We start from the raw sequence: 21,796 nt of genomic DNA on the forward strand, positions 1-21,796 counted from the left end.
CGGCGGTCCACGGCTTCGCCGCGTCCGCGACTTATGTCCACAGTGGAGCTAAGCTCCGGCGATGCGCAGCGAGAAGTTCACCCGCGCCTGGTTCGCGGTCACCGCGGTGGTGGCCCTGGCCGGCCTCGTCACCCAGGTCGTCGCGACCGCGAGCGCCCCGGACGGGCGGGTCGCGAACCTGTTCTGCTTCTTCACGATCGACTCGAACCTGCTGGTCGTGCTCACCTCGGTGCTGGTCGCGCTGGGCCGGGCGCGCGGGCGGCTGTTCACCGTCCTCTGGCTCGACGCGCTGGCCGGCATCATCGTGACCGGCATCGTCTACCAGGTCGCCCTGGCCGGCTTGCACGACCTGCACGGTCTTTCGCTGTTCTCCGACACGATGCTGCACAAGGTGACCCCGGTCCTGTTCGTGCTCGGCTGGCTCCTGGCCGGCCCGCGCGGGGCTCTCACGTGGCGCACGGTCTGGTGGTCGCTGCTCTACCCGCTGGCCTGGCTCGCCTTCACGCTCCCGCGTGGCGCGGTCACCGGCTTCTACCCGTACCCGTTCGTCGACGCGGGCGCCCTCGGCTACGGCCAGGTCGCGCTGAACTGCGTCTTCATCGGCCTCTTCTTCACCGTGCTCGCGGCGGCCGCGCTCCTGCACGACCGCCGGTTCACGCGGCTCGAACCCGCCTAACCCCGGACGCGGCGGAAGGCGTTGATCCCGTCGGTGAGTCCGGCCCGCATCAGCGTCGGGAGCGCGCCGCGCCGGTCGACCGGCTTGCCCGCGGCGATCCGGTGCATCCGCCGGGTGTGCCACTGGATCTCCAGGAGGCTGTCGGCCAGCCGGACCCCGGTCTTGGGGCACAGCCGCTCGGCGCGGACGTCCTCGCCGGCGAGGAGCCGGGCGGGCAGGCCGGGGTCGGCGACCAGCGGGCGGCCGAGCCCGATCACGTCGACCTCGCCCGAGCGCAGCGCGTCGGCCATTCCGTCCGGTGACGCGAACCCGCCGGTGACCATCAGGGGAACGTCGGAGACTTCACGCGCTTTCGCCGCGTAGTCCAGGAAGTACGCTTCGCGCGCCTGGGTGCTCGCGCGCCCGGCGCCCATCATCGCGGCCTTCTCGTCCGTGCCGCCGGAGACTTCCAGCAGGTCCAGCCCGGCCTCACCGAGTTCGCGCACGACCTCCAGGGAACTGCGAGGCCAGATAGCCGTGGGCGCCATGGATCTGCACGCCCGTGAAGCCCGCTTCGATCTCTTCGCCGGTCAGGGCCCGCGGGATGGCGAAGGCGGTACGGACGCCTCGATTGCCGAAGGGCACCACGGACGGCGCGACGGGCTGCCGCGAGAGGTACCGCGGGCTCTGCCGGCCGGGGTGGTTCAGCTGCACCCACAGCCGCCTGTCCGCACCCTCGACCGCGCCGGTCCGCGGCCGGTAGACCGCCGGATCGGCCGCACCGCAGCTTCACCGGCTCCGCCAGGAGGGCGACGGTAGCATACCGCCGGTATGTCATCGACCGACCGAATGACCACTAGGGTCGGGCGCATGACGGCGATCGTGCAGAACCTGGTGACCTCCGGTGTCTTCCAGCTCGACGGGGGCAGCTGGGACGTCGACAACAACGTCTGGCTCGTGGGCGACGACGCGGAAGTGATCGTGATCGACGCGGCGCACGACGCGAAGGCGATCGAAAACGTCGTGGGCGACCGGAAACTGGCCGCCATCGTCTGCACCCACGCGCACAACGACCACGTCAACGCCGCCCCGGAACTCGCCGCCGCGACCGGCGCGCCGATCCTGCTGCACCCGGACGACCGGGTCGTCTGGAACCTGACGCACCCGGACCGCGCCCCGGACGGCGAGCTGGCCGACGGTCAGGTGCTCACCATCGCCGGCACCGAACTCCGCGTCATCCACACGCCGGGGCACGCGCCCGGCGCGGTGTGCCTGTACGCGGCGGAACTGGGCGTCCTGTTCACCGGCGACACCCTCTTCCACGGCGGCCCCGGCGCCACCGGCCGGTCCTATTCGGACTACCCGACGATCGTGCACTCCATCCGCGAGAAGCTGTTCGCGCTCCCGGAGGCGACGAAGGTCCACACCGGGCACGGCGAGGGCACGACGATCGGCGCCGAGAAGGCGGCTTCGGACGGCTGGGACCAGCCTTAGGAGGTGTGTTTCCGGGCGACGAGGGCGAACTCCTCGATCGCCTGGTCGAAGGCGGCACTGGCTTCCCGGACCGGAGTGGGCAGGAACTTCCGGTCGAACTTCCCGGAGTCGTCGAGCTCCCACCGGGTGTGGTGGAGTTCCATCTCCTTCCTGCGGAGCATGTTCGCCTGCTCGACCAGCTCGTCCGGACCGCTCATCACGAGCAGCCCGTAGAACGCGCGCATGTCGGTGCGAGCCGTGTAGTACCCGTCTTCGAACTCGATCTCCCGCTGCCCGTCGGTCTCGAGCTCTTTGCCCAGTTCCCGGCGGCGGTGGATCACGTTGATGTCGATGATGTGCTTGCGCGCCCGCGTGGCGGCCTCGATCAGCCCGGCGCAGCGGTCGGCCCGGTCCTGCCGCAGCTTCGCGCGCCGGGCGGCGTTGAGCTTCACCGGCTCGACCAGCGCGCCCAGCGTCACGCCGACCAGTGACGCCACCGCCGCGATGACCGCGGCACCGACCGCCGTCAGCACGTCAGCCGCGGCACGCCCGGCGACACCCGTACGCGCTGTTTCGCCTCATCGGCCAGGCTGCGCGCCCACTCCTGCAGCCCGGCGACGTCGATGCCGTGCGGCGGCTCGTCCCGGAACGGCTCGATGTTCGCCGCGCCGCGCTCGAGCAGCGACACCGCGCCCACGTTGTTGCCGCGCGCCGCGTGCGTCAGCCCGACGGCCAGCTGCGCGAGACCGCGCCAGAGTTCGCGGTCCGGGCCGTCCGTGGTCTTCCAGGCGTCCTCGAAGACCTCGTGCGCGTGGAACGGCTTGCCGTCGTCGAGCAGCCGCTGGGCCTCCGCAAGCGTTTGCGCCGGGCTGCGCGCGATGCCTTCGGGCTGGCGCTCGACGCCGTCCGCGCCGTACGGCAGCGGCCGGCCGAGGCCGTCACGCGGCCGTGCGTTGCGTGCCCGTCCCTCGTCGTCCCGGTCGCGGCGGCTCATACCCTGAGATCTTGCCACGGGCCCGGCAGGTAGTCTGGGGACTCGTGCGTTTCCTCGACGGCCACCGGCCTGCCCACGACCTGACCTACGACGACGTGTTCCTGCTGCCGAACCGTTCGGACGTGGAGTCCCGCTTCGACGTCGACCTCTCCACCGCGGACGGCACCGGCGCGACGATCCCGATCGTGGTCGCGAACATGACCGCGGTCGCCGGCCGCCGGATGGCCGAGACCGTCGCCCGCCGCGGCGGGCTGGTCGTGCTCCCCCAGGACGTGGACAGCCACGCCGTCGCCGAGATCGTCGGCTGGGTGAAGAGCCGCCACACCGTGTGGGACACGCCACTGGTGCTCACCGGCGGCGACGCCGTCGCCGACGCCCTCAACCTGGTCCACAAGCGGGCGCACGGCGCTGTCGTCGTCGTGGACGGCGAAGGCCGCCCGGTCGGCATCGTCGACGAAGCGGCCTGCGCGGGCGTCGACCGCTTCGCCCGGCTCGCCGACGTCGCGCAGCCCCCGGCCGTCGCGGTCCCGCTGACCACCCCGGCGCGGGAGGTCTTCGAACTCCTGCACAGCCACGGCGCGAACCTGGCGCTGGGCCTCGACGCCGACGGCCGGCTCGCGGGCGTGCTGACCGCCGTCGGGTCGCTGCGCGCGGACATCTACACCCCGGCCGTCGACGACGCGGGCAAGCTGCGTGTCGCCGCCGCGGTCGGCGTCAACGGCGATGTCGCCGCGAAGGCCGAAGCCGTGCTCGGCTCAGGCGTCGACGTGCTGGTCGTCGACACCGCGCACGGGCACCAGGAGAAGATGATCGCCGCGCTCAAGGCCGTCCGGTCGGTGTCGCCGCAGGTCCCGGTGGTCGCCGGGAACGTGGTCACGGCCGACGGCACGCGCGACCTGATCCAGGCCGGCGCCGACGTCGTCAAGGTCGGTGTCGGGCCGGGCGCGATGTGCACCACCCGGATGATGACCGGCGTCGGCCGCCCGCAGTTCTCCGCGGTCGCCGACTGCGCGGCCGCCGCACGCGAGCTGGGCAAGCACGTCTGGGCCGACGGCGGGGTCCGCCACCCGCGTGACGTCGCACTGGCGCTGGCCGCCGGCGCGTCCGCGGCGATGGTCGGCTCGTGGTTCGCCGGCACCTACGAATCGCCCGGCGACCTGCGGTTCGACGAGCAGGGGCGGCCCTACAAGGAGTCGTTCGGCATGGCGTCGAAGCGCGCGGTCGGCGCGCGGACGCGGACGGACAACTCGTTCGACCGCGCGCGCAAGGCGCTGTTCGAAGAGGGCATCTCGTCGTCGCGGATGTCCCTCGACCCGCAGCGCCCGGGTGTCGAGGACCTGCTGGACTCGATCGGCTCCGGTGTCCGGTCCTCGTGCACCTACGCGGGTGCGCGGACGCTCGAGGAGTTCCACGAGCGCGCGCTGCTGGGCGTCCAGTCGGCGGCCGGGTTCGCCGAAGGCCGTCCCCTTCCCGCAGGCTGGTAGTCAGCCAGCGCAGCAGACGTGTTCCGACCACTCCGGAACGTGCCACCAGTGCTGCTTCTCCGCCGACCGGGCCGCGGGCGCCACCTCGGTGGCCGCCCGCTGCCCCGGCTGGCTCCGGTAGGGCGCGAGCAACTCGCCGACCGTGTGCAGCACCCCGCCGACCAGCACGCTGCGGACGTTCGCGGCCGCCTTGATGTCCTGCAACGGGTTGCCGCTGACGAGCGACAGATCGGCGTACGCACCCGGCTTGAGCACACCGATCCGGTCCTCGAGTCCCAGCCACCGCGCCGGGTTGCGGGTGGCGGTGGTGAGCGCCTCGTACGGCGTGAACCCGAACGCGACCATGGCCCGCAGGTTCTGGTGGGTCGAGACGGCCACGTTGTCCAACGGGGAGTCCGTGCCGGTGACCACGAACCCGCCCGCGCGGTGGATCCGCAGCACCATGTCGACGTTGCCGGCGAGGACCTGGCGGAGGTAGGCGTTCTCCGGGTTGCCCGCGGTGTCCGCCGTGGTCTTGAGCTGCTGGTATTCCCACGGCGGGAACAGGACCTCGGTGCGCTCGTCGGTCACGAGCGACTTGTCGTCCGCGTACAGCGCCCTGGAGGTGAACAACGTCGGCGTGAGTGACATCCCCGAGCGCGTGAACAAGGCGACGGCGTCCTGGTACGCCCGGCCGATCCGGCTGACGGTGTGCGAGTACCCGAGCCGGTTGGTGGCACCGGTGTGCTCCATCGCGTCCATGCCGATGTTCGCCGCCGGGTACAGGTAGTGCGACGACAGCGGGATGCCCGCCCGGTGCGCGGCCCGGACCACGGCCTGCTGGGGCGCCACAGGCAGCCGGACGTACGTCTTGATCATGTCGTACTCGAGCTCGACCGCGCGGGACAGCTCCAGGTTCAGCTGCTCGGGCGAAAGGGTCGGCCGCATGAAGTTGTAGTAGATCCGGGAGCCGTCGATGGCTTCACCCGTGCCGAAGTACCTTGGCCCGACGCGGTTTCCGGATTCCAGCGCCTCGCGCGTCTCCAGCATCTGGTACACCGGGTCGCCGGGCGAGCGGGTCGTGGTGATGCCGTAGGACAGCCACAGCCGGCCCTGCCGGTCACCCCACTGCCGGCCGCGCAGGTGCCAGTGGTTGTGGATGTCGACGAGGCCGGGCATGGCGGTCAGGTCGTGCGCGTCGACGGTCCCCGGTGCGTCCCGGTGCGGCCGGACGTCGGCGATCCGGCCACCGGCGACGACGATGTCGACGTCGCGCCGCAGCGTCCGGGCGACGCCGTCCCACGCCGCGCCGACGTGGATGACGGTCGGGTGCGGTGGGCGCGGCCGGGCCCAGGTGAAGTCGAGCCGGATCGTGCGCGGCTCGCCGCCGGTGATCTTCTGGGCCTTGAGCTGCCCCTTCGACAGGTAAACGAGCGTGTCGTTCCCCTGCCAGGCCAGGGAGTCGGTGACGTCGTGGGTGACCTGCCTCGGCGCACCGATCAGCCGTCCGGTGCCGTCGACCGGGGCGATCCAGGCGACGCTCTCGACCGTGAACGCGAAGTACCGGCCGTCGGGTGACCACAGTGGACCGTCGTCGCCGCGGGTGGCGAGCGAACGGAACGGCATCGGCTCGGCGTAGCGGAGCTCCTGGGTCTTCAGGTCGACCGTGAGGATCTGGCTCGTGCCTTCGCGGTAGCGCTTCGAGTACGGCTTGACCGCGGCCAGCGCGACGACCGACCCGTCGGGCGACCAGGTGGGGCGGCCCGGCATGAACAGCGGCGGCGTCACCTGCTGGGCCTGGGCCGTGGTCACGTCGTAGATCCACGTGGCGCCGTCCTGGTCGGCGTAGGCCACCCGGCCACCGTCCGGCGACCACCGCGGCGCGACCTGGGCGCCCGCCAGCTGGGTGAGCACGGTGTCCTTGCCGGTGCCGAAGTCACGCAGCCACAGGTCGGCGGTGCCGAGCCGGTCGCTCGTGTAGAGCAGCTTCGTCCCGTCCGGGTGGAAGTCCGGGTCGGAGTTGAAGTAGCCGTCGTCGATCAGCCGCTGCGGCCGGCCACCGCCGGCCGCGACGACGTAGATCGCGTTGAGGGCCCGGAACGCGATCCGCTTGCCGTCCCGGGAGACCACCGGACCGGCGATGCCCCGGACGGGCTTCGGCGCGGCCGACTCCAGGTCACGAACCCGCCTCCGGTAGTCGCGCGGTGCCGTGGACACGCTTGCTTCGAACGGGATGTCCTTGACGGCGCCGGACTGTTCGCGCCGCCGGAGGTGCCCGTCGGCGGTGTAGAGCACGGCGGACCCGGACCAGTTCGCGGCGAAGCCGAAGACGTCCTCGCCCTTGGTCAGCTGCTCGTCGCCGAGCATGAGGTCCGCTTCGGCGCCCCGCAGCCGCAGGTAGCTGGGCCGGCCGCCGGGACCGAACGCGGGGCCGTAGAACTTGTCGGTGCCGGTCGCGGTGACCAGGCGCGTGCGGGCACCGGTGGCCACGGTGACGACGTCGATGGCGGCGTCGTTCACCGTGAAGACGATCTTCGTGCCGTCGGCCGACCACCGCGGCGACGCCTCTTCGTCCGGGGTGGACACCACCGTGCTGATCACTCCGGAAGCGACGTCCAGCAGGTGGATGCCGTAGCTGCCGTCCCGGTCGCTGCTGAAGGCGATCTTGGTGCCGTCCGGCGAGAACACGGGTTCCCGGTGGTCGAACCGCCCGCTGGTGAGCTTGCGGGGCGCACCGCCGGCGACGTCGATGACGTACAGGTGGAAGTTGCCGTCGCGGTAGGACTGGAACGCGAGCCGGCGGCCGTCCGGCGACCAGCTGGGGAGCGTGGCGTCCTGGAGGTCGTCGGTGAGCCGCCGGGCGCGACCGCCGCCGGCGGGCAGCACCCAGATCCCGGTGACCAGGTCGACCGCGATCCACCGGCCGTCCGGTGACAGCGCGGCGGACATGTTCGTGCCCTCCCGCAGCACCACACCGTCCCGCCCGCCATCCGGCAGGCTGTCCGGTTCGGCCTCGGCGACCCCCGCCCCGGCCACGGCCAGTGCGGCGGCGGCTGCGCCACCTCGGACGAGAAGTTCACGACGGGAGAGGCCTTCTGGCGCCATACGGCCAACTATGCCCACCCGCCGGATCGGCCGTCCAGCGGCCGAGCGGGTTTTTCACCGGATGTCCGGCACCCGCGGAAACGGTTGCCGGGGGCGGCGCGCTCGCGCCGCCCCCGGGGTCCGTCAGCCGTGGTCCTCCAGCATCTCGGTGACCAGGGCCGCGATCGGCGACCGCTCCGAGCGCGTCAGCGTGACGTGCGCGAACAGCGGGTGGCCCTTGAGCTTCTCGATCACCGCCGAGACGCCGTCGTGCCGTCCGACACGCAGGTTGTCCCGCTGGGCGACGTCGTGCGTGAGCACCACCCGAGACGCCGTGCCGAGCCGCGAAAGCACCGTGAGCAGGACGTTGCGCTCCAGCGACTGCGCCTCGTCCACGATCACGAACGTGTCGTGCAGCGACCGGCCGCGGATGTGGGTCAGCGGGAGCACCTCGAGCATGCCGCGGTCGAAGACCTCGTCGAGGACGTCCTGGCTGACCAGCGCGCCGAGGGTGTCGAACACCGCCTGCGCCCACGGCTGCATCTTCTCGCTCTCGGACCCGGGCAGGTAGCCGAGGTCCTGGCCGCCGACCGCGTAGACCGGCCGGAACACCACGACCTTGCGGTGCTGACGGCGTTCCATCACCGCCTCGAGGCCGGCGCAGAGGGCGAGCGCCGACTTGCCGGTGCCGGCCCGGCCGCCCAGCGAGACGATCCCGACGTCGGAGTCGAGCAGCAGGTCGAGCGCGACGCGCTGCTCGGCGCTGCGGCCGTGCAGGCCGAACGCCTCGCGATCGCCCCGGACCAGCCGGATGCGCTTGTCCGCCGTGATCCGCCCGAGCGCGCTGGAGCTGCCCGCGAGCAGCCGCAGCCCGGTGTGGCAGGGCAGCTCGGCGAGCTCGTCCATGCCGTATTCGACCGGATCGACGGTGCTGCCGCCGAACAACGTGTCCAGCACGTCCTGCTCGACGTCGACGTCCGCCATGCCGGTCCAGCCGGACGGCGTCACTTCCTGCGCGCGGTACTCGTCCGCCTCGAGACCGACGGCCCCGGCCTTGACCCGCAGTGGGATGTCCTTGGTCACCAGCGTGACCGCCGCGTTCTCCGCCGCCAGGTTCAGCGCGCAGGCGAGGATGCGGTGGTCGTTGGAGTCGGTCCGGAACCCGGACGGGAGCACCGACGGGTCCGAGTGGTTCAGCTCCACCTGCAGCGTGCCGCCGTGGTCCCCGATGGGGAGCGGCGCGTCGAGCCTGCCGTACTGCCGGCGCAGGTCGTCGAGCATGCGCAGGGATTCCCGGGCGAACCAGCCGAGCTCCGGGTGGTGGCGCTTCGCCTCCAGTTCACTGATGACGACCAGCGGAAGCACGACAGCGTGCTCGGCGAACCGAGTGACCGCCCACGGGTCCGAAAGGAGGACCGACGTGTCGAGCACGTACATGTGCTGCTGGAATTCGGGCGAGGTCGAGGCTTTCTCCGGGCCAGGAACGGCACCGGTCGAAGAGTGGCCAGAGGCCTTACGGGGCAAACGCTGCGCAGTCACGACGGCATCTCCCTCGAGGGCGTGTGCACCTCACGCCCGCACTCGCTGGGCCGGGCACCTCCCTGGCTGGACCACTCCTCCTGACCGGTGGGTCAGGTGGTGCGGCCACGAGGGCCGGGTGCCGGCCCCCTCGAGCGTCTCGTGGGCGGCTGTGCCGCCCCCTCGATCACCGCCACGACCAGGGCCTCCCGCGAGGACCCGCACGGAACGCGCGCCCTCACCTCGGAAGGTACCCACGAATCCGGCGTCGCGCAGGGAGCCAACACGGTGATTCGCCAGATCGTCACCTCACCGTCGGTCGTCCGAAATCAACCCTGAGTGTCTTTCAGGGCCGTTGACCAGCGGTTTTTCCGGTGTCTAGGAGCCGAACCGGCGGTGCCGCCAGGCGTAGTCGCGGATGGCACGCAGGAAGTCGACCCGGCGGAAGGCGGGCCAGTACGCCTCGGTGAACCAGAACTCCGAGTGCGCGGACTGCCACAGCAGGAAGCCGGAGAGCCGTTGCTCGCCCGACGTGCGGATGATGAGGTCCGGGTCCGGCTGGCCCGACGTGTAGAGGTGCTCGGAGATGTGGTCGACGTCGAGGATCTTCGCCAGCTCGTGAATGGACGTTCCCTCGTCGGCGTGCTGCCGCAGCAGCTTGCGCACGGCGTCCGCGATTTCCTGGCGCCCGCCGTAGCCGACCGCGATGTTGACCTCCATCCCGCTGCGCCCTTCGCTCCGGGCGGCGGCTTCGCTGAGGCGCTTGGCGACCTCGGCGGGCAGCAGGTCGAGCGCGCCGACGATCCGCAGCCGCCACGCCGTGCCGGGGGCGGCGAGCTCGTCGGTGACGTCGGTGATGATCTTCAGCAGCGGCGTGAGCTCGTCCGGGTCGCGGTTGAGGTTGTCGGTGGACAGCAGCCACATGGTGACGACCTCGACGTCGGCCTCCTGGCACCAGCTCAGGAAGTCCGCGATCTTCTTGGCCCCGGCGCGGTGGCCGTCCGAAACGTCCGTGAAGCCCGCTTCACGGGCCCATCGGCGGTTGCCGTCGAGCATGATGGCGATGTGCCGGGGATGCCGCCCGGCGGCCTGCTGGATGAGGCGCCTGCCGTAGGCGCTGTACACGACGTCGGACAAGAAGGAGCGAACACTCACGTCGAGTCAGCCTACGCACCCGGTGTGAGGCGTGTGACTTGAGCACCGCGGGAGAACCTACGCTGTCGTAACCTGGATGTGTGAGCCTGAAGACGGAACCACCCGAGCCCGTAGTGGACCTCCGCCCCCGGCTGCGCGGACACATCCACTTCTGGACGTTCTTCGGCGCGCTGGTCGCGGCGGCCGCGCTCATCACCCTGGCGGCGTCCACAGTGTCCCCGGTCGCCACGTTGGCGACGTCGGTCTACGGCCTGACTGTCCTCGGCCTGTTCGGCGTGAGCGCGCTGTACCACCGCCGGTTCTGGAGCCCCCGCGCGTACAAGTGGATGAAGCGCGCGGACCACTCGATGATCTTCCTGTTCATCGCGGGGACGTACACGCCGTTCACGCTGCTGGCGATGTCCAAGCCGACCGGGTACGTGATCCTGTCGATCGTCTGGGGCGGGGCGATCGCCGGTGTGGCGCTGAAGATGCTGTGGCCGAACGCGCCGCGGTGGCTTGGGGTGCCGATCTACATCGCGCTTGGCTGGGTTGCGGTGTTCGTGTTCCCGGAGCTGGCTACGCACGCCGGGGTCGGTGCGCTCGTGCTGCTGTGCGTGGGTGGGTTGTTCTACACGCTTGGTGCGGTGTTCTATGCCGTGAAGTGGCCGAACCACTGGCCTGAGACCTTTGGGTACCACGAGTTCTTCCATGCCTGCACTGTGCTGGCTGCCGTGTCGCACTACATCGCGATCTGGCTGGCCATGTACGCCTAGGACGCGTCTGCAGATCTTCGTCGCACCGTCGTAGGACCTGCATCCCGAAGCCTGATTGTGACGACGGCCGGTGGCACCGCGTCAAGACGGGAAAGCGTGTCTTGACCCGGTGCCACCGGCCGCGTTCGGGCTTCGGATCGGGATGCAGGGTGGGGTGCGGCTGGGTCCGCCAGGCCGCCCGGCCCGCTGGCAGAATCGCATTTCGCCGGCTCGAGCAAAAACAAAAGCGCGGCCATTCACTCGTCATCGAGTGAATGGCCGCGCTTTTTTCTTGTAATTGAGCCCCGGATGGTTGGTGCACACTCAATCAACCAGCCGGCGGCTCTTCCTTTCGGTCAGCCGGCCGAGTTGCCGTTGCAGGCGACGTACGACGGGTTGTGGTCGACCGTCAGCAGCTCGAGCGGGCCGTTCCACTGCCAGGGCAGCAGGCACGCGTTGTCGAGGATGCTGATGCCACCGTGACCGCCGCCGGTGGAGTTGTTGTTGCAGGCCGCGTACGACGGGGCGTGGCCCGCGTGCAGCAGCTCGAGGGGACCGTTCCACTGCCACGGGGCCGCGCAGAGGTTGTCGCCGATGCTGATGCCGCCGCCCGGGTGGTGCCCGCCGCCCTCACCGGCGGATGCCGGCGCGGCGACAGCGAGCATGGCGCCACCGATGACTGCGGCTGCGAAGAGCGTCTTTTTCATCATGATAAAATCATCGGGCAATATCCGGTCGTCCTTTATCGACATCACCTGATGGTTTGGACAACGTCACCCGTACCGGCAATCAACCAGCTTGCGCCGGGCGGGATTCGGTCCACTGTGCCACGGTGAGGGGTTCCACCGCCGTGAGGTTGTCACCATCGAAGCTGGTCCCGCGCCCCACGGCAGGTGAACGCACCCTCAGCCGAACATCCCCGGCTGGTACTCCCCCGCCGGGTTGCGGACGATCACGTTGAGCCGGTTCCACGCGTTGATCGTCGCCACCAGCGCGATCAGGGCCCCGATCTGCTCCTCGTCGAAGTGCTTCCGCACCGCCGCCCACGTCTCGTCGCTGACGCCGGTGTGCGTGTCCGCCAGGCGGGTGCCCTCCTCCGTCAGCGCCAGCGCCGCGCGCTCCGCCTCGGTGAACACCACCGCTTCGCGCCACGCCGCCACCATGGCCAGGCGGACCGCCGTCTCGCCGCCCGCCGCCGCGTCCTTCGTGTGCATGTCGAGGCACATCCCGCAGCCGTTGATCTGGCTCGCGCGGATCTTCACCAGCTCCTGCGTCGCCTTCGGCAGCGACGACTCTTCGACCGGGCGCGACGCCGCGATCAGGCGCTTGACGAACTTGCCGGTGACCTCGTTCTCGAACATGTTGAGCCGCGCTTCCATGGCCGTTCCCCTTTCCTCGTCTGCTTCACCCCTCTGACGACCCGGACGCCACCGTTGTGACAACGCCGCGAGTGACGCCGGTCACGCGAACTTCAGGTCCACACCTTCGCGTGCGCGCCAGGGCGGCCGGTCGCGCCGGCGGCACCGCGCCCGACCTGCGGGACCGACCCCACTTGGCCCGCGGGAGACGCTTCAAACGATCACGATCAGGGGTCCCCCACGGGACCACCACGACGGTTGCCGTGCGCACCGGTGCGGCCGACCGTGGATCTCAGACAACGGACCCAACGTCGAAGGAGCACGACCGCGATGGCCAGGACCATGCAGCCCCAAGAACTCATCGACAGCGCCGTGGTCGACCCCGACGGCAACAAGATCGGGAAGGTCGGCAACGTCTACCTCGCCGACGCGACGCACCAGCCCGAGTGGATCACCGTCAAGACCGGCCTCTTCGGCACCAAGGAAAGCTTCGTCCCGCTCTCCGGCGCCCGCACGGACAAGGACGGCATCCACGTCCAGGTCGACAAGGACAGCGTCTCCGAGGCGCCCCGCATCGACGCCGACGGGCACCTTTCGCCGGAAGAGAGCACGCAGCTCTACCAGCACTACGGCCTGCCGGTGCCGCGCACCTCGCCGGACGGGCGGACGGACGGGCGGACGGACCGGAGCCCGGCCGCCATGGGCGGACGCGGGAAGCGCGACGACCGCGCCGCCATGACGCGCTCCGAGGAGCGGCTGAACGTCGGGACCGAGCAGGTCGAGACCGGGCACGTGCGGCTGCGCAAGTACGTCGTCACCGAAGAGCAGCACGTCACCGTGCCGGTCCGGCACGAAGAGGTGCGCGTCGAACGCGAGCCGATCACGCGCGGCGACGGCCGGGCGGCGGAGATCGGCGAGGCCGAGCAGGATGTCATCCTGCACGCCGAGAAACCCGTGGTGCGCAAGGAAACCGTGCCGGTCGAGCGGGCCCGCCTGCGGACCGAGACGGTCAGCGACGAGCAGACCGTGTCCGGCAAGGTCCGCAAGGAGCAGTTCGAGGTCACCGACGACGACCGGAAGCCCCGCCGCTCCTGACGGCACTGAAGGCTCCCGGGCGGGTGGCCGGTCCCCGATACCGGCCACCCGTCCGGGCTCCACCGCGGCTGCGCGGTCAGGACGTGAGCATCGGCGCCGCGAGGAACTGCTCCGGGATCGCGAACGCGTCCACCAGCGTGCGCGCGTGCGGGCGCAGCTCCGAGCACAGCCGGTTCACCGCCGACGTGACGGCCTTCGCGCGCGCCGCCGTCAGGCGGCCGTGGCCCAGGAACCAAGCCAGGTCCTCTTCGACCGCCGACAACGCGTACAGGTCGCAGACGCGCTCGAGCAGCGTGCGGGCGTCCGGATCCTCGCAGCGCTCGATGGCCGCCGTGAACGCCTCCAGCACCAGCCGTTCGACGTGGACGCGGCCCGCGCGCAGCACGTGGTCCTGCGCCGAGTTGAACACGCCGAACGGGTCGGCCGCCGCCTTGCGCAGGCGCTTCGCCACCCCTTCGACGACGTGGTCCTCCCGGTCCTCGAACAGCCGCAGCTGCCACTCACGGCGGAAGAACACCTCGGAGTCGGACCCTTCGGTGAGCGACTCGAGCGCCTTGCGCACCGACGTCCGCTCCAAGAGCGTGTTGACCACCTGGTCGGTGAAGAACCGGGCCGTCGCCAGCGGCGAAAGGTCCTCGAAATCCTGCTTGTAGCTGGTCAGCAGGCCCTTCGCGACCAGCTGCAGCAGCACCGTGTTGTCGCCTTCGAACGTCGTGAAGACGTCGGTGTCGGCCTTCAGTCCGGGCAGCACGTTCTCCGCCAGGTAGCCCGCGCCGCCGCACGCCTCGCGCGCGGCCTGGATCGCCGACGTCGCGTGCCACGTCCCGAGCGCCTTCAGCCCGGCGGCGCGCGACTCCAGCTCGCGCTGGTCCTCTTCGGGCGCCGACGCATCGATGTCGTGCAGCTTCGAGACCAGCTCTTCCTGCGCGAAGTGCAGCGCGTAGGTCTTCGCCAGCGCCGGCAGGAGTTTCCGCTGGTGGGCCAGGTAGTCCAGGACGACGACCTCGTCGCCGTCCGGCTTCGCGAACTGGCGGCGGAACTCGCCGTAGCGGATCGCCAGCGTCAGGGCGCGTTTCGTGGCGCTGCCCGCGCTGCCCGCGACGCTCACCCGGCCGCGGATCAGCGTGCCCAGCATCGTGAAGAACCGGCGGCTGTCGCTCTCGATCGGGCTCGAGTACGTCCCGTCTTCGGCGACGTCACCGAAGCGGTTCAGCAGGGCTTCGCGCGGCACCCGCACGTCGTCGAACGCCAACCGTCCGTTGTCGACACCGTTCAGGCCCGCCTTCGGCCCGCAGTCCTCGATGGACACTCCGGGCATCGGCTTGCCGTCGTCGTCGCGGATCGGCACCAGGAACGCGTGCACGCCGCGCGATTCGCCGCCGGTCACCAGCTGCGCGAAGACCACCGCCAGCCGGCCGTCGCGGGCCGCGTTGCCGATGTATTCCTTGCGGGCCATCGCATCCGGTGTCTTGATGACGAACCCGCCGTCGGCGAAGGTCGCCGTGGTGCGCAGGTGCTGGACGTCGGACCCGTGCCCGTGCTCGGTCATCGCGAAGCAGCCCAGCACGTCGAGGTCCATGATCCCGCGCAGGTACCGCTCGTGGTGCCGCTCGGTGCCGAGCAGCTGGACGGCGCCGCCGAACAGGCCCCATTGGACGCCGGCCTTCACCATCAGCGACAGGTCGCCGTAGCCGAGCATCTCGAACGACGTCACCGAGCCGCCGACGTCGCCACCGCCGCCGTACGCCGGGTCGAAGCCCAGGCCGGGCCGGTCGGTCTCGGCGAGCGCACGCAGCTGGTCGAGCACCTGGGCGCGGTGCGCCTCGATGCCGAGGTCGACCGGGTCCCGGAACTCCGCACCGGCCATCTGCGCCCGCACCCCGCGGCGCAGCTCGGCCCAGCGACCGTCCAGGACGGCGGTCAGTGCGTCCGGCTCCACCTTCGAGGGCACTTCGGGGACGTCCACGGCTACCTCCGGAAAGGACGAACGGCAGGCTTCCTACTCGTTGGTAGTAAGCCTGCCGCAGCGCCGCCGATCCCGCAGGTTCAGATCGGCTTGCCGTTGACCGTCACGTTCGTGAACCGGGCGTTGTCCACGTACTTCAGCGTGTTCGACGTGTCGGCCACGCCCTTAAACGTGGAGTTCGCCACGGCGAACCCGTGCACGTGGGCGTTCGAAAGCCCGCTGACGTCGAACGTCTTGCCCGCGATCTTCGTGCTCGAGCAGTTGCTGATCGTGAACGGCCCGAACGACGGGACCGAGCTGCCGGTCTGGCTGTTGTACGTGGACGTCACGTACACGAAGTTCCGCGCGAAGGTGCCGGAAACACTGTCGAGGTTGATGTTCTCGGAGAACCCGCCACGCAGCGTGTTGGACTTCACGTACAGCGCGAACTTCGTGTCACCCTTCACGGTGAGCTTGTACGCGTAGACGTTGCGGATCCCGCCGGTCTGCTCGCTGCCGCAGGTGATCGCGCCCCAGTTGCCGTTCATCACGCAGTTCACCACGACGAGGTTCTGGCACGGGACGTTCACCCGCCGCCCGTCGGCGTCGCGGCCGGACTTGATGGCGATGTTGTCGTCGTGCGCGCCGAGGGTGCAGTTGGCGATGACGACGTGGTCGCACGACTCCGGGTCGCAGCCGTCGGTGTTGCTGTGCGCGGTGCTGGGGTCGGTGCTGACGCCGTCGACCGTGACGTTGCGGCACAGCGTCGGGTGCAGCTGCCAGAACATGGAGTTCTTCAGCGTGACGCCCTGGATCAGCACGTTCTCGCAGGCGTACGGCTCGACGAACGCCGATCGCATGGTGTGCCCCGAGCCCGGCACCACCCGCTTCTCCGGCGCGGTTCCCTTGGCCACCAAGGATTCCAGGTAGGCCCGGTCGCTGCCCCTGTTCCACGACGACGTGGCCGCCGCGTCGAGGGTGCCGCTGCCGGTGAGGCCGATGTTCTTTTCCTGGTAGGCGTAGATCATCGGCGAGTGGTTGACGCACTCGATGCCTTCGTAACGCGTCAGGACGTTCGGGAACTTCGCCGCGTCGCCGCTGAACTTGAGCACCGAGCCGGATTCCAGGTGCAGGTCGACGTTGCTCTTGAGCCGGATGGCGCCGGTCAGGAAACTGCCGCCGCCCGGCACGATCACGTGGCCGCCGCCGGCCGCGGCGCACGCCTCGATCGCCTTCGCGATGGCCGCGGTGTTGTCGGTCTTGCCATCGTTCTTCGCGCCGTAACCGGTGATCGGGAAACTCCGGTCCGGGAACGCGGGAATCGTCGTGTTCGCGACGATGTCGTTCGCCGCCGGCCACGGGAGCGCGGGAACGTCGATGCGGGGCGCCGCCGAGGCGACGGCCGGGAGCAGCGGCACCGCCGCCACCGCGAGCCCGCCCTTGATCAGCTGCCGTCGGGTGAACCTGCCGTCCATGGACACGTCCTTCACGCAGAAAGTCCTGGTGCGACGGCGGAACCGCGGCACGGACCGCGGGCACGACGAAACTCTAGGCGCGCGAGTGCCTCCAGGTCCAGGCTGTGACATCCGGGGCTTCGCCCCGAGCCGGGGGCTCCGCCACCCGGAACCCCCGAGAAGCCGCTTGCGCGATCGGCGAAAAGGCTGTCATGATCGCAGCATGTCGATTCGAAAGGGCGTGCGCGCCCTCGCGCTTTGAGCGCCCTGCGGCGGCCGGACCGCCGAGATTCCGATATTTCCCAGTGGCTCAACCACGCCTTCTGCACGTATTCCGCTGATCGGCCCGCGGCCGAAGACGCCATCACCCGGCTCTACGCGCTGCTCGGCGAACCACCGCCGGAGTTCGTCTGGGTGCTTTCCCCGAACGCGGTCGTGCCGCCATCCGTGTCCGTCGAACCGGTCGCCGCGCGGCTGGCGACGCGGGCGGCCGCGCTGCGACGCCGGTGGGGCGACGTCTCGCTGGAGGCGCGGCAGAGCGTCAAGGAATCCGTCGCGGGCCTGATCCGGGCCGCCATTCCGCGTTCGCTGGGCCTGCACTGGTACGGGCAGCAGGACGCCTACTGGGTGACACCGGACTCGGGTGACCCGGAGCTGGAGCTGTGGGCGACCCTGGTGCGCTCATGCGGCTGGTGGTGGCCGCGCGACGGCGTCTGCGTCATCGCGGAACGGCCGCTGGTGATCCGTCTTGACGACGAGGGCCGGCTCCACAGCGCGGCCGGGCCCGCGGTGGTCTACCCCGACGGCTGGGGCGTGCACGCCTGGCACGGCACGCGGGTGCCGTCCTGGGTGATCGAAGACCCCACCGCGGAGCGGATCAACCGCGAGTTCAACGTCGAGGTGCGCCGCTGCGCCGTCGAACACCTCGGCTGGGCGGCCTACATCGAGCAGGCCGGGCTGCGGATCCTGAGCCGGGCGCCCGATCCCGGCAACCCCGGCTGCGAACTGCGGCTCTACGACCTGCCACCGCAGAAGTGGCACGCGCCTTCGCGGCTGCTCATGGCGGTGAACGGCTCGGTGGAGCGCGACGGCACCCGCCGTCGCTACGGGCTGCGTGCCCGCCGAATTCGACCATCCCCTCGACGCGGCCGGCTGGTCGTACGGGCTCACCGGAGCCCAGTACGCGCGCCTGCAGCGCCGGACCTGACTTCCCTGAGGTGATCGCATGTTTCTTGCCGAACTGCTCGACCGGACCGGACTCGACGTCCTCGACCACCTGGACCGCCAGGTCACCGTCCCGGTGATCGACGGGCTCCAGGCCCAGGGTGACCTGATCGTGCTGCCGCTGGGGTTGCTGGGCTCCGTGCCGTGGCGGGGCGGGTGGTGGGAGCTGCCCGCGGAAGGGCGCGAGCTCGTTCGCGGCGAAGCGGGCAACAACCCGCACACGCTGGTCGCGGACCGCGGGACGTGCCGGATCGGCTGGCTGCCCGATCCCGAACGGCTGGCGATCGCGGCCTTCGAGAACACGGCACCGGCGTGGTTGATCCATCCGGAGCACGGGGCAACCGGGATCGCGCCCGGGGCCTGGTTCGTCCGGCGGCAGCGGGAGATGGGAGCGGGGTTCCGGAAGCCGGTGCTGGTCGCGGACTGAGTGGTGCGCCCGGGCCGCGGGGTGCCGCCGAGGGGGCAGCACCGCGCGGCTCGAGGTGGGGCGAGGCGGCAGCTGCCGCGTGACCGCCGGAGGCCGGGGACGCAGTGAATGACTCATTCCTGGCGTCGGTGGTCAGGAATGAGTCATTCACGGCGCCGCAGCCCCTGGGAGTGGTCAGCCCAGGTCGGGCCCCTTCGTGCGCAGGTCGTCGACCTTGGTCATCGCTTCCCTCAACTCGCCGAGCCAGCTGTCCGCGTGCTGGCCGACCAACCGCACCGCCCACGCCAGCGCGTCCGAACGCGACCGGGCCACGCCCGCGTCCACCAGCGTGTCCAGCACCAGGCGTTCCGGCTGGCGCAAGCGCGTCATCACCGGTGCCGAATGCGTCGTGAACAGGGCCGTCGTGCCACCCAAGCGGGCGCCCCACGCCACCTTGCGCTGGTAGCGGTGCTCCGCCTGGCGGGCGATCTCGATGCGCTCGTCGCGCGTCTCCTCGCGGTACCTGCTGATCCGGCCCTCTTCGGCCGCCGCGCGGGCGGCGTCGTCCGCGTGCTCCTCCGTCAGCGCCGGGAGCTCGCCGACCACGATGATCTCTTCGCGGTCGACCGTGACCTCCGGTGCGCCCGTGAACCAGCCGTCGGGCAGGCGGCCGCCGAACCAGGCCGCCGCGTCATCCGCCGGCGGGACCTCGCCTTGCTGCCAGCCCCGGCCTCCGCGCCATCCGCGTCCCATGTCGTACCTCCGGATTACATGATTACATCGCTACCGAAGCTACGCCGAAAACAAGACCACAGACACAGCGTTCACCCAGGGCGAATCAGAGCTGGGCGGTGAGCTCCTCGGCGGACGTGACGGGACGGTCGCAGACGTACCCCCGGCACACGTAAGCCGCCGGGGCGCCGTCGACCAGGGGACGGTCGGCCAGCAACGGGACGCCCGGCGCGTCCGGCGCACCGGCCAGCACGATGCCGCCGCCGTGCACGCCCCGGGCCGCCGCCAGCCGCAGCGCGGCGTCCGAGCCCACCACCGCGACCTGCACCGGGCCGGCCTGCAGCGCTTCGGCCACCGACAGCCAGTGCCCGGCGAACCGCGGCACTCGCCCGGCCAGCACCCCGGCTCGGCTCAGCGCCCGCTCGGCCGCCTCCCGGTACCGGGCCGAGTCGGCGTGGCCCGCGAGCGCGGACGCCGTCAGCAGCGCTCCGGCCAGCGCGGATGCCCCCGACGGGCTCGCGTTGTCGCCCGGATCGGCCGGGCGCTGGACCAGCGTCTCGGCGTCGTCGGCCGTGTCGAAGTACGCGCCGGGGACGTCCGGGGACGCGAAGTGCGCCAGCGCCAGGTCGAGCAGCCGGGTCGCTTCGGTCAGCCACTTCGCCTCGCCGGTCGCCTGGTGTAGCGCCAGGAACCCGTCGGCGACGCAGGCGTAGTCCTCCAGCACGCCGGCGGATTCGCCGACGACGCCGTCGCGCGAGCTGCGCCGCAGCCGTCCGCCGACGACGTGCACCCGCAGCAGGAGCTCGGCCGCCTCACGAGCCCAGTCGATCCACTGTGGACGATCCAGCGCGACGCCCGCCTCGGCCAGCGCTGTGATCGCCAAGCCGTTCCAGGACGCGATCACCTTGTCGTCCCGGCCCGGCTGCGGCCGCTTCGCCCGCGCTTCCAGCAGCTTGACGCGCATCGGCTCCGGCAGCTCGCCGAACAGGCGCAACGTCGAGGCGCCCTCCTCGAAGGTGCCTTCCTCGGTGACGCCGAACAGCTCGGCGGCGGAGTCGTCGCCCACCACCTCACGCAGCTGCGCAGGAGTCCAGACGTACGTCGAGCCTTCGACGCCTTCGGTGTCCGCGTCCAGCGAAGACGCGAAGCCGCCTTCGGGCGTTCGCAAGCTCTCGAAGAGGAACCCCGCCGTTCCGGTGGCGACCCGCAACGCCGTCGCCGAGCCGGTGCGCCGCCAGAGGTGAGCGTAAAAACGCAGGAGCAACGCGTTGTCGTACAACATCTTCTCGAAGTGCGGCACGATCCACTCGGCGTCGACGGAGTACCGCGCGAAGCCGCCGGCCAGCTGGTCGTACAAGCCACCGCGGGCCATCGCCTCGGCCGTTTTGTCCACAAGAGACAGTGCCACCGCGGAGCCCGTGCGTTCGTGGTGGCGCAGCAGGAACTCCAGCACCATCGACGGCGGGAACTTCGGGGCCCGGCCGAACCCGCCGTTGACGTCGTCCGCCTCCTGCTGGAGCTTCCCGACCGCGCCGGCGAGCACCGCTTCGTCCACCACGGACGCCTTGAGCGGCCCGGTCTGCTCGGCGAGGTGCGCGACGATCTGCTTGGCGCCGTCCAAGAGCTCGTCCGGCCGCTCCTGCCACGACTGGACGACGGCGGCGAGCAGCTGCCGGAACGACGGCATGCCCGGCCGCGGCGACGGCGGGTAGTAGGTACCGCAGTGGAACGGCTCGCCGTCCGGGGTGAGGAAGCAGGTCATCGGCCAGCCGCCCTGGCCGGTCATCGCCTGGGTGGCGGCCATGTACACCGCGTCGATGTCGGGCCGCTCCTCGCGGTCGACCTTGATGTTGACGAAGTTCGCGTTCATCAGGGCCGAGGTCCCGGCGTCCTCGAACGACTCGTGCGCCATGACGTGGCACCAGTGGCAAGCGGCGTAACCGACCGAAAGCAGGATGGGCACGTTCCGCCGCTTCGCCTCGGCGAGCGCTTCGGGACCCCACGGCCACCAGTCGACCGGGTTGTCCGCGTGCTGGAGCAGGTACGGGCTGGTCGCGCTGGCGAGGCGGTTCATGTGTCCAGGGTGGCACCCGGGAAAACCGGGCGCGCGGCGGCCGCGAGAAATCTCGCGGGCCGCGGCAACCTTTCCGCGGCCGGCGGCAACCCAGGGGCCTCCGGCGACGCGGTCGGCGTCAGAGGCAGCGACCGAAAGAGAGCACCGACATGTCCCCTCGCCCACCCACGCCGTCGCCGGCGTCCCCCGCCGGCGGCCGTGGCCGCCCGGCTCGCACACCTGGACCAGGTCGCGGACGCCCACGTCGCCGCCCTCCTGTTCGGCGCGGGGCAGCAGGAACAGACCGGCGTCGAGACCGACGGCGGAAACCTGATCGGCAAGACGATCGAGTACCGCAACTCGGGTGGCACCCCGCTCGAGTAGCCGGCCGGTGACCGCGCACCCGGGAAAACCGGGCGGGGGGGCACCGGCCCCGCCGCCCCCCGGAGACGG

General features: G+C 70.9%; 20 protein-coding genes. 8 read left to right on the forward strand and 12 right to left on the reverse strand.

Features of this window, described 5'->3' with window-relative positions:
• Positions 1-61: 61 nt before the first annotated feature.
• Complete coding sequence (locus AB0F52_RS00215) at positions 62-676, forward strand: Pr6Pr family membrane protein (RefSeq protein ID WP_360162855.1); 615 nt, start codon at positions 62-64, stop codon at positions 674-676.
• On the opposite strand, the gene AB0F52_RS00220 is transcribed toward AB0F52_RS00215, so the two are convergent.
• Entirely contained in the window at positions 673-1,161 is a 489-nt protein-coding gene (locus AB0F52_RS00220) for a hypothetical protein (RefSeq protein ID WP_360162858.1), read from the reverse strand. The two genes, AB0F52_RS00215 and AB0F52_RS00220, sit on opposite strands and share 4 nt — an antisense overlap.
• 364 nt (positions 1,162-1,525) lie before the next feature.
• On the opposite strand from AB0F52_RS00220, the gene AB0F52_RS00225 reads away from it, so the two are divergent.
• Complete coding sequence (locus AB0F52_RS00225) at positions 1,526-2,149, forward strand: MBL fold metallo-hydrolase (RefSeq protein WP_360162861.1); 624 nt, start codon at positions 1,526-1,528, stop codon at positions 2,147-2,149.
• Here the strand turns inward: AB0F52_RS00225 and AB0F52_RS00230 are convergent.
• Together AB0F52_RS00230 and AB0F52_RS00235 are read right to left on the reverse strand one after the other, a co-directional pair.
• Complete coding sequence (locus AB0F52_RS00230; protein ID WP_360162864.1) at positions 2,146-2,661, reverse strand: hypothetical protein; 516 nt, start codon at positions 2,659-2,661, stop codon at positions 2,146-2,148. The genes AB0F52_RS00225 and AB0F52_RS00230 overlap by 4 nt on opposite strands.
• A complete protein-coding gene (locus tag AB0F52_RS00235) occupies positions 2,655-3,122 on the reverse strand; it encodes a DUF309 domain-containing protein (RefSeq protein WP_360162867.1) in 468 nt (155 codons plus the stop codon). The genes AB0F52_RS00230 and AB0F52_RS00235 overlap by 7 nt, the downstream gene beginning before the upstream one ends.
• 44 nt (positions 3,123-3,166) lie before the next feature.
• Between AB0F52_RS00235 and AB0F52_RS00240 the strand changes: the two genes are divergently transcribed.
• Complete coding sequence (locus AB0F52_RS00240) at positions 3,167-4,606, forward strand: GuaB1 family IMP dehydrogenase-related protein (protein ID WP_360162870.1); 1,440 nt, start codon at positions 3,167-3,169, stop codon at positions 4,604-4,606.
• Here the strand turns inward: AB0F52_RS00240 and AB0F52_RS00245 are convergent, their stop codons facing one another.
• The 3 genes from AB0F52_RS00245 to AB0F52_RS00255 form a co-directional block, all read right to left on the reverse strand.
• On the reverse strand, positions 4,607-7,690 hold the full coding sequence (locus AB0F52_RS00245; RefSeq protein ID WP_360162873.1) for an amidohydrolase family protein: 3,084 nt from the start codon (positions 7,688-7,690) through the stop codon (positions 4,607-4,609).
• A 123-nt stretch (positions 7,691-7,813) separates the two neighbouring features.
• Positions 7,814-9,106: a PhoH family protein gene (locus AB0F52_RS00250; protein WP_013229808.1), complete on the reverse strand. Its 1,293-nt coding sequence runs from the start codon at positions 9,104-9,106 to the stop codon at positions 7,814-7,816.
• 459 nt (positions 9,107-9,565) lie between these two features.
• The gene (locus tag AB0F52_RS00255; RefSeq protein ID WP_360162877.1) at positions 9,566-10,342 is read right to left on the reverse strand and encodes an isoprenyl transferase; all 777 of its coding nucleotides are present in this window, start codon (positions 10,340-10,342) and stop codon (positions 9,566-9,568) included.
• A gap of 80 nt (positions 10,343-10,422) precedes the next feature.
• Between AB0F52_RS00255 and AB0F52_RS00260 the strand changes: the two genes are divergently transcribed.
• Positions 10,423-11,097 (forward strand): hemolysin III family protein, encoded by a 675-nt coding sequence (locus AB0F52_RS00260; RefSeq protein ID WP_360162880.1) that lies wholly within the window; start codon positions 10,423-10,425, stop codon positions 11,095-11,097.
• 335 nt (positions 11,098-11,432) lie between these two features.
• On the opposite strand, the gene AB0F52_RS00265 is transcribed toward AB0F52_RS00260, so the two are convergent.
• Together AB0F52_RS00265 and AB0F52_RS00270 are read right to left on the reverse strand one after the other, a co-directional pair.
• On the reverse strand, positions 11,433-11,786 hold the full coding sequence (locus AB0F52_RS00265) for a hypothetical protein (RefSeq protein ID WP_103337040.1): 354 nt from the start codon (positions 11,784-11,786) through the stop codon (positions 11,433-11,435).
• 195 nt (positions 11,787-11,981) lie between these two features.
• Positions 11,982-12,455, reverse strand: a complete 474-nt coding sequence (locus tag AB0F52_RS00270) for a carboxymuconolactone decarboxylase family protein (RefSeq protein WP_103337039.1) — start codon at positions 12,453-12,455, stop codon at positions 11,982-11,984.
• A gap of 309 nt (positions 12,456-12,764) precedes the next feature.
• Between AB0F52_RS00270 and AB0F52_RS00275 the strand changes: the two genes are divergently transcribed.
• A complete protein-coding gene (locus AB0F52_RS00275) occupies positions 12,765-13,529 on the forward strand; it encodes a PRC and DUF2382 domain-containing protein (RefSeq protein ID WP_360162885.1) in 765 nt (254 codons plus the stop codon).
• Between the two features lie 76 nt (positions 13,530-13,605).
• Here AB0F52_RS00275 and AB0F52_RS00280 read toward each other — a convergent pair whose 3' ends face one another.
• Together AB0F52_RS00280 and AB0F52_RS00285 are read right to left on the reverse strand one after the other, a co-directional pair.
• Entirely contained in the window at positions 13,606-15,495 is a 1,890-nt protein-coding gene (locus AB0F52_RS00280) for an acyl-CoA dehydrogenase (RefSeq protein WP_360162888.1), read from the reverse strand.
• A gap of 80 nt (positions 15,496-15,575) precedes the next feature.
• Positions 15,576-16,949, reverse strand: a complete 1,374-nt coding sequence (locus AB0F52_RS00285; RefSeq protein WP_360162891.1) for a glycosyl hydrolase family 28 protein — start codon at positions 16,947-16,949, stop codon at positions 15,576-15,578.
• A 237-nt stretch (positions 16,950-17,186) separates the two neighbouring features.
• On the opposite strand from AB0F52_RS00285, the gene AB0F52_RS00290 reads away from it, so the two are divergent.
• Both AB0F52_RS00290 and AB0F52_RS00295 read left to right on the forward strand, forming a co-directional pair.
• A complete protein-coding gene (locus tag AB0F52_RS00290) occupies positions 17,187-18,149 on the forward strand; it encodes a DUF6745 domain-containing protein (RefSeq protein WP_360162894.1) in 963 nt (320 codons plus the stop codon).
• Between the two features lie 4 nt (positions 18,150-18,153).
• Entirely contained in the window at positions 18,154-18,579 is a 426-nt protein-coding gene (locus tag AB0F52_RS00295; protein WP_360162897.1) for a hypothetical protein, read from the forward strand.
• A 174-nt stretch (positions 18,580-18,753) separates the two neighbouring features.
• On the opposite strand, the gene AB0F52_RS00300 is transcribed toward AB0F52_RS00295, so the two are convergent.
• On the reverse strand, positions 18,754-19,311 hold the full coding sequence (locus tag AB0F52_RS00300) for a hypothetical protein (protein WP_360162900.1): 558 nt from the start codon (positions 19,309-19,311) through the stop codon (positions 18,754-18,756).
• Positions 19,312-19,396: 85 nt separating this feature from the next.
• Positions 19,397-21,364: a thioredoxin domain-containing protein gene (locus tag AB0F52_RS00305; RefSeq protein ID WP_360162903.1), complete on the reverse strand. Its 1,968-nt coding sequence runs from the start codon at positions 21,362-21,364 to the stop codon at positions 19,397-19,399.
• Positions 21,365-21,562: 198 nt separating this feature from the next.
• Between AB0F52_RS00305 and AB0F52_RS00310 the strand changes: the two genes are divergently transcribed.
• Entirely contained in the window at positions 21,563-21,727 is a 165-nt protein-coding gene (locus tag AB0F52_RS00310) for a hypothetical protein (RefSeq protein ID WP_360162906.1), read from the forward strand.
• Positions 21,728-21,796: the final 69 nt, after the last annotated feature.

This window comes from Amycolatopsis sp. NPDC024027 (assembly GCF_040638975.1).
Lineage (GTDB): Bacteria > Actinomycetota > Actinomycetes > Mycobacteriales > Pseudonocardiaceae > Amycolatopsis.

Coding starts and splice junctions, on each gene's coding strand:
- AB0F52_RS00250 (WP_013229808.1), bottom strand. CDS start 9,106: ATGTACGTGCTCGACACGTCGGTCCTCCTTTCGGACCCGTGGGCGGTC.
- AB0F52_RS00300 (WP_360162900.1), bottom strand. CDS start 19,311: ATGGGACGCGGATGGCGCGGAGGCCGGGGCTGGCAGCAAGGCGAGGTC.
- AB0F52_RS00245 (WP_360162873.1), bottom strand. CDS start 7,690: ATGGCGCCAGAAGGCCTCTCCCGTCGTGAACTTCTCGTCCGAGGTGGC.
- AB0F52_RS00235 (WP_360162867.1), bottom strand. CDS start 3,122: ATGAGCCGCCGCGACCGGGACGACGAGGGACGGGCACGCAACGCACGG.
- AB0F52_RS00275 (WP_360162885.1), top strand. CDS start 12,765: ATGGCCAGGACCATGCAGCCCCAAGAACTCATCGACAGCGCCGTGGTC.
- AB0F52_RS00285 (WP_360162891.1), bottom strand. CDS start 16,949: ATGGACGGCAGGTTCACCCGACGGCAGCTGATCAAGGGCGGGCTCGCG.
- AB0F52_RS00225 (WP_360162861.1), top strand. CDS start 1,526: ATGACGGCGATCGTGCAGAACCTGGTGACCTCCGGTGTCTTCCAGCTC.
- AB0F52_RS00305 (WP_360162903.1), bottom strand. CDS start 21,364: ATGAACCGCCTCGCCAGCGCGACCAGCCCGTACCTGCTCCAGCACGCG.
- AB0F52_RS00265 (WP_103337040.1), bottom strand. CDS start 11,786: ATGATGAAAAAGACGCTCTTCGCAGCCGCAGTCATCGGTGGCGCCATG.
- AB0F52_RS00295 (WP_360162897.1), top strand. CDS start 18,154: ATGTTTCTTGCCGAACTGCTCGACCGGACCGGACTCGACGTCCTCGAC.
- AB0F52_RS00270 (WP_103337039.1), bottom strand. CDS start 12,455: ATGGAAGCGCGGCTCAACATGTTCGAGAACGAGGTCACCGGCAAGTTC.
- AB0F52_RS00215 (WP_360162855.1), top strand. CDS start 62: ATGCGCAGCGAGAAGTTCACCCGCGCCTGGTTCGCGGTCACCGCGGTG.